Annotated in this window: 10 protein-coding genes; 7 read left to right on the top strand and 3 right to left on the bottom strand. The window is 61.2% G+C overall.

Annotation, left to right across the window (positions count from 1 at the left end):
* Nucleotides 1–620, bottom strand: a 620-nt coding sequence (locus A3754_RS16605) for a glyceraldehyde 3-phosphate dehydrogenase NAD-binding domain-containing protein (RefSeq protein WP_304439841.1), incomplete at its 3' end; no start/stop codon positions are given.
* Between the two features lie 4 nt (nucleotides 621–624).
* On the opposite strand from A3754_RS16605, the gene A3754_RS16600 reads away from it, so the two are divergent.
* Nucleotides 625–810: a hypothetical protein gene (locus A3754_RS16600; RefSeq protein WP_063520592.1), complete on the top strand. Its 186-nt coding sequence runs from the start codon at nucleotides 625–627 to the stop codon at nucleotides 808–810.
* 13 nt (nucleotides 811–823) lie between these two features.
* Here the strand turns inward: A3754_RS16600 and A3754_RS16595 are convergent, their stop codons facing one another.
* Nucleotides 824–1,420: a uracil-DNA glycosylase family protein gene (locus tag A3754_RS16595; RefSeq protein ID WP_063520591.1), complete on the bottom strand. Its 597-nt coding sequence runs from the start codon at nucleotides 1,418–1,420 to the stop codon at nucleotides 824–826.
* The gene (gene tesB, locus A3754_RS16590; RefSeq protein ID WP_063520590.1) at nucleotides 1,417–2,295 is read right to left on the bottom strand and encodes an acyl-CoA thioesterase II; all 879 of its coding nucleotides are present in this window, start codon (nucleotides 2,293–2,295) and stop codon (nucleotides 1,417–1,419) included. The genes A3754_RS16595 and tesB overlap by 4 nt, the downstream gene beginning before the upstream one ends.
* Nucleotides 2,296–2,490: 195 nt before the next feature.
* Here tesB and A3754_RS28785 point away from each other — a divergent pair, with 195 nt between their 5' ends.
* From A3754_RS28785 to A3754_RS16560, 6 genes are read left to right on the top strand one after another with little or no spacing between them, the layout of a single operon-like run.
* The gene (locus tag A3754_RS28785; RefSeq protein WP_304439503.1) at nucleotides 2,491–3,834 is read left to right on the top strand and encodes a hypothetical protein; all 1,344 of its coding nucleotides are present in this window, start codon (nucleotides 2,491–2,493) and stop codon (nucleotides 3,832–3,834) included.
* Entirely contained in the window at nucleotides 3,834–4,607 is a 774-nt protein-coding gene (locus A3754_RS16580; RefSeq protein WP_063520588.1) for a hypothetical protein, read from the top strand. Before A3754_RS28785 ends, A3754_RS16580 begins: the two co-directional genes overlap by 1 nt.
* 7 nt (nucleotides 4,608–4,614) lie before the next feature.
* Nucleotides 4,615–5,028: a phage tail protein gene (locus A3754_RS16575; RefSeq protein WP_082872413.1), complete on the top strand. Its 414-nt coding sequence runs from the start codon at nucleotides 4,615–4,617 to the stop codon at nucleotides 5,026–5,028.
* 13 nt (nucleotides 5,029–5,041) lie between these two features.
* A complete protein-coding gene (locus tag A3754_RS16570) occupies nucleotides 5,042–5,452 on the top strand; it encodes a phage tail protein (protein ID WP_063520587.1) in 411 nt (136 codons plus the stop codon).
* A gap of 8 nt (nucleotides 5,453–5,460) precedes the next feature.
* The gene (locus tag A3754_RS16565) at nucleotides 5,461–5,877 is read left to right on the top strand and encodes a phage tail protein (RefSeq protein WP_063520586.1); all 417 of its coding nucleotides are present in this window, start codon (nucleotides 5,461–5,463) and stop codon (nucleotides 5,875–5,877) included.
* On the top strand, nucleotides 5,877–6,350 hold the full coding sequence (locus A3754_RS16560) for a GNAT family N-acetyltransferase (protein ID WP_063520585.1): 474 nt from the start codon (nucleotides 5,877–5,879) through the stop codon (nucleotides 6,348–6,350). The genes A3754_RS16565 and A3754_RS16560 overlap by 1 nt, the downstream gene beginning before the upstream one ends.
* Nucleotides 6,351–6,358: the final 8 nt, after the last annotated feature.

The following is a 6,358-nucleotide window of genomic DNA, read 5'->3' as shown; positions in this document are numbered from 1 at the left end:
ATGAAGTTGCCATTGGCGATGATCGCGTTCTCTTCTTCGTCCACGGCAATGGTGCCGGCGAACGGGCCATGAACGGAGTCACGGCGCAGCAGGCTGGCGCGCTTCTGCAGATCACCCTTGCCAGACTCGCGTACCACAATAGCCTTCAGGCGCAGGCCATCGCCGGAACCGGCTTTTTCGATCAGCAGGCGGGCCAGAATTCGGCCGATACGACCGAAGCCGTACAGCACCACATCGGTACGCTCAGGCATGCCAACCTTGCTGCTCACCGCTTCTGCCAGCTCTTCGCGCACGTAGTCTTCAATAGACAAGCCGCGATTGTCTTTCTTGTACTCCACCGCCAGTTTGCCGATATCAATACGGCAAGGGCCGAGATCCGACTTCACCACTTCCTGAAGAATCGGGAAGGTATCGACCACAGACAGCTCGGAGTCCTCGACCTGCTTGACGAAACGGTGGCTCTTCAGAATCTGGATAACAGACTTGTTGACCAGGGAACGGCTGTACACGGTCGTGGTAACGTTCTTTTCACGATGCAGGCGGCCGATCATGGGGATCATGGCTTCTGCAATCTCTTCGCGGTTTTTCCAGCGTCCGAAATGGTCTTCCAGTTTGCTCACGGAGATGGCCCTCTCAGTTTGGGTTCAGGCGGCGGAAAGCGGCGTCATTGCCCTGCTTCCTGGCCCACCTGCGGTGGTGGAGTTCGGGGCGCGCATAATAGCGCCAAAAAGCGGCTTTATCCACCCGGGTTACGGGGATATTGCGCGCTACAAGCCCAGGGAGCCGGCCCTGTCGGAAACAAACCGCTAATACATCAGCCTTATCATCCCGCAGGCGGTGCCTGCATAGCGGTGGCAACCTGTTCACGCAGCACCGGCACCACCTCGTCGTTAAACCAGGGCCGCTGGCGCAGCCACAGGCGATTGCGGGGGCTGGGATGGGGCAACGGGAAAAACCCCGCCTCCAGCGCCCGGGCAAAATGCCGCACATTGTCGGTGAGGGTTTTACCCCGCTGCGGCAGGTAATAGCGTTGGGCGTACTGCCCCACCAGCAACGTCAGGCGCCGGTTCGGCAACTCCGCCAGCAACCGGTCGTGCCATTGGGGGGCACATTCCGGGCGCGGCGGCAGATCACCGCCCTTTCCGCGCCCCGGGTAGCACAGCCCCATGGGCACAATCGCCACCTGGTCCGCGTCGTAGAACGTTTCAGGGCTGATCTGCAGCCAGTCTCGTAAACGCTCACCGGACGGGTCATTCCAGGGGATACCGGTTTCATGAACACGGGTCCCCGGCGCCTGGCCCACAATCAATAACCGAGCGCCCTCCCCGGCCTGTACCACCGGCCGCGGCCCCAGTGGCAGGTGCGGCTCACACAGCCGGCAAGCGCGTACCTCTTCCAGCAGGTCAATCAGCTGCGTCATTCCGCCGGGCTGTCAGAGGGGTGCAAACGCATCAGCCCTTCCTGGGCCACCGACGCCACCAGAGTGCCGTCCTGGCGGTAGATGGAACCAAAGTTCAGGCCACGGGAACCGCCTGCGAAAGGACTATCACTGCGATACAGCAGCCATTCATCAATACGGAAGTCCTCATGGAACCACATGGCGTGGTCGATACTGGCGCACTGCACATTGGGCTGCCAGAAATTCATCCCGTGGGGCAGCATGGCGGTGCCCATCAGGCCGAAATCCGAGCAATAGGCCAGCAGCGCACGCTGGGTCATGGGGTCTGCATCTACCCGATCCACCACCCGAAACCAGACTTCCCGGATCGGCGCCTTGGGCTCCGAAGAAATGGAATCTTTCGGCGTTACCGGGCGGAATTCCACCGGGCGCTCGGTCAGGAAATCCTGCCGGTACTGCTCAGGTAAACGATCCACCAACTTCATGCGAATCGCCTCATCATTTTCCAGCCCCTCCGGGCCCGGCACGTCCGGCATGGGCGCCTGGTGGCAAACGCCCTCCTCGGCCACCTGGTAAGACACCGCCAGAGAAAAAATCGGCCGGCCATGCTGGATCGCGTTCACCCGGCGTGTGGTGAAACTCTTGCCGTCACGGATACGGTCCACGTCATAGACAATCGGTATATTGAAGTCCCCCGGGCGCAGAAAATAGGCATGCAGCGAATGGACCTGCCGCGTGTCATCCACCGTCCGCGAGGCGGCCAGCAGCGCCTGCCCGGCCACCAGGCCACCAAACACACTGCGTTGGCCATTGGCCTCGCTCTGCCCGCGAAACAAATTGTTCTCCAGCTGCTCCAGATCAAACAGACCCATCAGCTCCCGAACCGGTGCTTTCATAGCCAATCCTCAGCGCAATAAAACCAATGGCCGTCATACTACCTGCAACTCAAAAAAAAATTGAGATTGACGGCATACTGGAAAGTAGGCAGGCGCAATAGCGGATACAGCTTGTTTGCTTGGCAATAAATTGCCTAATATATGCACAACGACGAAAGAAGGCCTGACCTTCTGCATCTCTTGGGGGACAATCTGATGCTTCAATCACTCCGCCATTGCCTGACGGCAGTGGTGTTTCTCTGCGCGTTTTCAACACCTTCCGCTTATGCGGAGGTTCCTTCCCGCCTGGTCGTGCAGGGGTATCTCACTGATATCAGCACGCTGCGCCCCCTGCACGGTACCTTTGATGTGGTGGTTACCCTTTACGATATGTCCGGGCGAACCACGGACTATCAAACCGCTGGCGGCACAGTCACCGACCCCCAGGGGCTCGGGGCGGTACTGTGGACTGAAACCCAGGTAATTACCGCAGAAGACGGCCGCTATAGCGTGGTTCTCGGCGACGACGCCAGCAACCCGCTACCCGAGGATTTACTCGGCAGCGATCAGGTAGAACTGGGCCTGGCCATCGATGGCGACAGCGAAATGACGCCACGCCTTGCGGTTACCACCGGTAGCGTCCCCTACGCCTTGCAGGCGCGTGAAGCCGAACAAGTTAATGGCGACATAACACCGCGCACAATCAGCATCGCCGATGACCTTGTCATTAATGAATTCGGCGAGTGGGTTGGGCCGGATAGCGGATTGATTGGCCCCAAGGGTGATACCGGTGACGCGGGGCCTCCTGGCGCAGACGGTGTTGATGGCGCAACTGGCCCCAAAGGGGATACCGGCGCCCAGGGGCCTGCGGGTCCCGTCGGTGACACTGGCGCAGTCGGACCGCAAGGCCCTGCCGGCCCGCAAGGTCCTACCGGTGCTGATGGCGCCACCGGCCCCAAAGGGGATACCGGCGCCCAAGGGCCTGCGGGTCCCGTCGGTGCCACTGGCGCAGTCGGACCGCAAGGCCCTGCCGGCCCGCAAGGTCCTACCGGTGCTGATGGCGCCACCGGACCCAAAGGGGATACCGGCGCCCAGGGGCCCGCAGGTCCCGTCGGTGCCACTGGCGCAGTCGGACCGCAAGGTCCTGCCGGCCCGCAAGGTCCCACCGGTGCTGATGGCGCCACCGGACCCAAAGGGGATACCGGCGCCCAGGGGCCTGCGGGTCCTATCGGCGAAACTGGCCCTCAAGGCCCCCCAGGCCCCATGGGCACTCCGGGTATGATGGGCCCCCCTGGCCCAATAGGTCCCACCGGCATGACCGGCCCCGCCGGCACCTTCAGCACCAGCAATGTTGCTCAAAAGGCCTGTACCAGTGCGACAAGCTGTCAATGTGACAGTGGCGTGGTACTCGCTGGCGGCGTTCAGTGCGCCAGCAATAGCTACATTACTAACAGCTACCCCAGTGCCGCCGGCGTCTGGAGCGGCAGCTGTGAAACCTGGCAGACAGGCGCAGCCGCTACGCCCAGCGCCATCACCATCACTTGCGCGGCAGCCAACTAATGGCTATCACGCGACGGCAGTTTATCGCGGCAGGCGGCGCGGCCGGAATACTGCTCAGCACCCCTCTGGTCGCTGGCACCACGGCAACCCGCGTGGAATTGGTCAGTGCGGCGCGAGCGATTGCCCTGGGGAAGAACCAGCGCCTGCAGATCAGCGACCATGGCCGGCAAGCCCTGTGGTATCGCCATGGCAGTACCATCAACCTGACCACCGGTGCAGCCAACGAAACCCGCATCGTGGCCGCGGCCCTGGACGGTGATAACGCCGTCTTGCTGGACCGCAGTCAGCGCCGGCTAAGCTGGTTCCGGCCCGACGGAACCCTGGCCCGCCACATCGATCTGACCGATCTGCTGGAACCTGCCGATTTTGTCCTCAATGGTGATCATGCCGTGATCGCGGATGTACATGGCCATCGTCTGATGCGACTGGATATCCGCAATGAAACCAGAACCTGGCTGGAGAGCGACCTGCCCCTGAATGGTCCCGCCTCACTGGCCAAAACCCGAGAGCGTATCACCCTGCTCACCCTCGGTGATCGACGGCTGCACCACTTCACCCTGGCGGGCCACAGCCTGGGCAGTGAGGTCAGCACACTAACCATGCCCGGCGGCCTGGCCGCGGTAAACGGCCAGCTGTTGATCATGGACCGTTGCCAGAAGCAGCTCTGCTGGGCAGATCGTTCCAGCCCGCTACTGACACTCCCCCAAACCGGCGCTCAGCAGCTGGCTCACTTGAGCTGGCAACCGGGCAGTAACTTGCTGATCAGCGTATGAGGTCACTATGAGCGAACCCTTTCTCGCCGAAATCCGCATCTTTGCGAGTAACTTTGCCCCACGCGGCTGGGCTTTTTGTAATGGGCAACTGCTGCCGATCAGCCAGAACACCGCGTTGTTCAGCCTGATTGGCACCACTTACGGAGGAGATGGCCGCTCGACCACCGCCCTGCCCAACCTGCAAGGCCGGGCACCCGCACATCCCGGCAGAGGCCCCGGACTGCCAAACTATCGCCTTGGTCAGGTGGCCGCAAACAACCCGGTAGACGTGGTACAGAGCGTCGTGCCTGACCGTAACCTGGGCAATAGTCAGACCACCCGCAGCGTGGCCGCCAAAATACCTGCGGGCGATCAGCGCCACCCTTATCTGGGGCTGAATTTCATTATTGCCCTGCAAGGGCTCTACCCATCCAGAGGCTAGGAGTCATTTACTGATGAGCGAACCCTTTCTCGCTGAAATCCGCATTTACGGCTTCAACTTTGCCCCCCGAGGCTGGGCGTTTTGTGATGGCCAGATTCTGCCCATCAACCAGAATCAATCCCTTTATTCTCTGCTGGGTACCACCTACGGCGGCGACGGCAGAACCAGTTTTGCGCTTCCGGACCTGCGTGGCCGCACGCCCATGCATATTGAAACAAGTAACATCAATCTGGGCGCTAAAGGGGGAACGACGAACACAACCGGCCCTGCCGGCGACGGAGACACCCTGGACAGCCTGACCCTGGATCGCAATTTGGGCAGCACACTGAACACCACCACCGTTGCCACCCGGGGCGCGCAGATGGATTCCATCGCGCTGAACTTTGCCATCGCCCTGCAAGGGCTTTTTCCCAGCAGAAGCTAGAGGCTCCTATGTCTGAACCCTTTATCGGCGAAATTCGCATGTTTGCGGGCAATTTTGCTCCGCGAGGCTGGGCATTCTGCGATGGCCAGATATTGGCCGTATCACAGAACGATGCGCTGTTTTCCCTGTTCGGCACCATTTATGGTGGCGACGGCAGAACCACTTTCGGTTTGCCGGATTGCCGTGGGCGCTCCCCGGTGCACGCTGGCACGGGCCCGGGGCTTGCGCCGGTTCGTCTGGGCGCCAAAAGTGGCAGCAATGCCAGTGGCACGGTTGCGGCTACCACCAGCGTCAGCATTGATCGCGGCCTGGGAAAAACGCAACAGACCTGGGAGGCGCTTCCTGCTAACGCAGAGTCGCTAACCCCACAATTGTTTGTGCATTTCATTGTGGCCCTGGTCGGCATTTACCCTTCCCGCTCGTAATGCACAGCTACCGTTTACGCCCCGCCAGTGACAGCGACACGCCGATGTTACTGGCCATCTACACCAGCACCCGCCAGGAAGAAGTGGCGCAAACCGGCTGGCCCCAGGCGCAGCAGGATGCCTTTCTGGCCCTGCAGGCCAAGGCACAGCACGAACACTATCTTCAGCATTACCCGGAAGCGGAACGGCACCTGATCGAATTAAACGGGGAGACCGCCGGGCGGCTGTATGTCTCGGACTGGGAACAGGAAATTCGCATTGTGGACATTGCCCTGCTGCCCGCCTTTCGCGGCACCGGGCTCGGTTCACAGATTCTCTCCACCTTGCAATCACGGGCTCGCCAGTCCGGCAAACCCCTGACTATTCACGTGGAAACCAACAACCCGGCGCGGCGACTCTATCTTCGGCTGGGCTTTGAGGAGCAGGAAGACAAGGGCGTCTACCTGCTTATGCGCTGGCGAGCTGGCGATTGAACACCGCC

It is taken from the genome of Alcanivorax sp. HI0083, assembly GCF_001635175.1.
The sequence above is the reverse complement of the archived record's forward strand: the minus strand, read 5'-3'. Positions and strand labels throughout refer to the sequence as shown.